Origin of the sequence: Lactobacillus johnsonii ATCC 33200 (genome assembly GCF_000159355.1) — a bacterium.
Classification (GTDB): domain Bacteria; phylum Bacillota; class Bacilli; order Lactobacillales; family Lactobacillaceae; genus Lactobacillus; species Lactobacillus johnsonii.
Genome location: NZ_GG670124.1, coordinates 2,986 through 6,289, shown reverse-complemented (window position 1 = coordinate 6,289; position 3,304 = coordinate 2,986). Strand labels below are relative to the sequence as shown.

1 protein-coding gene and 1 pseudogene are annotated in these 3,304 nt (G+C 34.5%); one reads left to right on the top strand and one right to left on the bottom strand.

Going from position 1 to position 3,304, the window contains the following annotated elements; all coding sequences use genetic code 11:
• Positions 1-1,000 (bottom strand): annotated as a pseudogene (locus HMPREF0528_RS08540) (transposase); the annotation flags it as partial.
• A gap of 276 nt (positions 1,001-1,276) precedes the next feature.
• Here HMPREF0528_RS08540 and HMPREF0528_RS08535 point away from each other — a divergent pair.
• Positions 1,277-3,304 (top strand): mucin-binding protein (locus HMPREF0528_RS08535; RefSeq protein WP_004896645.1); only part of this gene is annotated, 2,028 nt, incomplete at its 3' end.

Sequence of the window (3,304 nt, the reverse complement as noted above, 5' to 3'; positions counted from 1 at the left end):
ATTTTGAAACTTATCGAGAATTCCTCTGGACTTCATTTGGTCTAGAAATGGTTCAAATGTTCTAAAGTCAGTCGGATTAGGAAACAGGACAAAATCAACTATATATTGATTAGTAGTCGTTGCCTGAATATTGTAGCCTGGCTTTAGCTGCCCGTTTTTCATATGATCTTCTTTCATATGCATGAAGGTGGCATCATGATCTGTTTTAGAGTAGCTGTTACGGCCAACAAAGATCTCTTCAGCTTCTTCGTACTTTTTAGCACGCGGAATAAAACCTTTTCTGAGTTTATGTGCGATCTTCTTTAATTCACGGCGCTTGGCCTTATTTTTTGATCCGCCTGGAATGGCTTTAGGTTCTCGATCAATTTTCTCGGTCAGCTTCTCAACTTCTTTTTCCGTTTCTTGAGCCAGAATCTCTAAGCCTTGACTAGTTTGGGCTTCTTCTTCGGCCATGGCTTTGACTACTTCTTTATTGATCAGTTCTTCATATAAAGCAGACACGTCTTCCTTTAACTTGGCATGATACTTCTCAATAGCTTTTCGCCAGACAAAAGTGTACCTGTTGGCGTCCGCTTCAATCTTAGTACCATCGATAAAAACTGATTTTCACGAATTAATCCCTCATCTTCTAATAATGAAGTAAAGTAGACAAAGCACTGCTTAATTACCTTATCGGCATGGTCGCTTGATCTGAAATTATTGATCGTGTGATAAGAAATCTTTCTATTGTCAGCCCCAATCATCATGGGCAGATTCTCTTCTAGCATTCTTTCAATTTTTCTGCCTGAAAAAACTCTTCTAGAATAAGCAAAGAGTAAAATATTAAGCATCATTGCCGGGTGATATGCAGGTCTGCCTGTATTAGAAGTAGTCTCTAAGATAACTTCGTTAGGAATAGAATCAACGAATTCAATGATAACACTGGCAATGTGATTTGCAGGGATAGAAAAATCTAAATTTAATGATAAGTAGTTTGTCCTGTGATATAATTTTGATACATGTTTAAGCCCACTTTCTATTGTTTTTTTGTGGTGATTAAATAATATCAAGGAATGGGTTTAAAGTATACAAAAAGAGCGATGGCTTCTTATGAAGTTCATCGCTTTTTTCATGGCCTGGAAATTAGTTTTTTCCCAGACACTTTCTTATTCCTAATAAAAACTTCAGAAAAATACAAAAAAGAACTATGAAACATAAACAATGTGATATATTTAGACTGTATATGAAAGTTTTAAGAAAATTTAAGTAATTAGATTATTAGTTTGAAGGGATAATAATGTTTAATAAGGAACAATTACAAAGATTTTCAATTAGAAAATTAACAGTAGGGGCAGCTAGTGTGTTGATTGGTGTATCATTAATGACTGAAATGAACAACAATAAAGTCTATGCTGATGTGAGAACAACCAACGAAAATAGTAATTCTCAAGTACATGATAATTCAGATCGAAATACTCTCAATTTATCGACTGATTTGAAGAGTAAGGCTGATGAGGCTGGTACCGCAGATTCTGAAGTTACTAACAATAGCAATGCAAAAGTTGGTGGAGATGGTGTTACTGATAATAGCAATGCTAGAAATGTAGAAATTAAAAATATTGATGATTCAAAGAAAGATCAACAGTCTGGTGATGCAGTAGCACCAAAAGAGAAAACGGCTAATACTATTCAGAAGCATGAAGAAAATGTTGCTAAAGGAACTACTGTAGACTCAAATGATTTGCAAGTTGCAAAAGCTCAAGCTGATTTAGCTGCTACTAAGATTAATGGAAAAGCTAGTTCGGTAGTAAGTCCTCAAATAAAACAAATTCAAGCAAAATACCAAACTTCAAAAAATCTACCTTTAGAAAAACAGATAAATCCAACGGATAAGAATTCAGACGGAAAAGTTGTAGTTAAAGCAGAGGATCCTTCTAATTATCCCAGTGAGTTAAACAACTTAATTGGTAAAGATAAATATATTTATCAAGTTTTGTCACTTAATAATGATGACAGTCGGTATCCGGATTCTAAATTAATTTTGTCCGTTAATAGAAATGATTCTAATGACAAAAATATTTATGCTTATGTAATTGATAATAATGGAGAAATAAAGACTACTGATACTGTTGGAGTAGATCAGAATAAAAATATTGATATTAATGGGCGAGGATATCGAATTAATAATGATGGTAGTAGCAATATCATTATTGACGGTAACAAAGAATCAACTCAAAATTCATCTACCGTAACTTCTGCCTCTGGATATTACTGGTGGGGTGGTTATTATCAATATAGTAATTTAAATCCTATTAAGCAGGGTTATGGTTTAGGAAGTACCACTAGCAATGACTGTTCAGCTATTGGTGAAATTGTACCAGTATTTACAAAAAACTCCGTGATTAAGTATTACTATCTTGACAATGAAAAGCATTTACAAGAATTTAAAAATTTCAAGCTGCCTAATGTGAGTGTGGAGGGATTTACTGGTCAAGAGCTTGAAATTGATGATGTAGGTCAGTATATAAAAGTAATCCAAGGCTATTCTTTAATATCTGCTCCTAAAGGTAATTTTAAAGGAACACTTTCTCAGTTCAGTGATGATAAGTATTATAAAAAAGTTTATTACGATTTTGGTACTAACAAAGTTGAATATTCCGTGTTGTATCATCAAATTTATCCAGATGGAACAATGGAAGTTTGGTTGGTTGATGGTAAGGGCGATGCCCTCACTGAGACAAGAGAAATTGCACCGAATAGCTCTACTAAATTTGAACGTTATCATTGTACTGTACGTAACCCCTATGTAACCGCAGTTCAACACGAAGTTCAATTTATTTATAGTCCTGATGCACAGCACATGATAATCACTTATGTTGACGATACAACCGGTGAGATACTTCGTACTGATAAGCGTGACGGTTTCTCTGACCAAGATGCTAAGTACACAACAGGCGATACTATCAAGCAATACGAAGATCAACATTATAAGTTGGTTAGCGATTCAACTAAAGGCCAACCTTTAATCTTTGATCATGACGATAATGTAGATCAAACTTATGAAGTTCACTTGAAACATAGCACTGAAAATGTAACTAGAAATGATACTGTAACGCGTACAATTCATTATCTTTATGATAATGGCAATACAGCTAAGCCAGATAAAACTCAAACTGTTTCCTTCAATGAAACAGGTACTAAAGACGATGTAACTGGCAAGACAACGTGGGACAATGATAACGCTCAATCTGTCGACAGTGTAATCACACCAAGCATTACCGGCTATACGCCTGATAAGGATAAAGTAGCTGGTCAAACTTTCAAA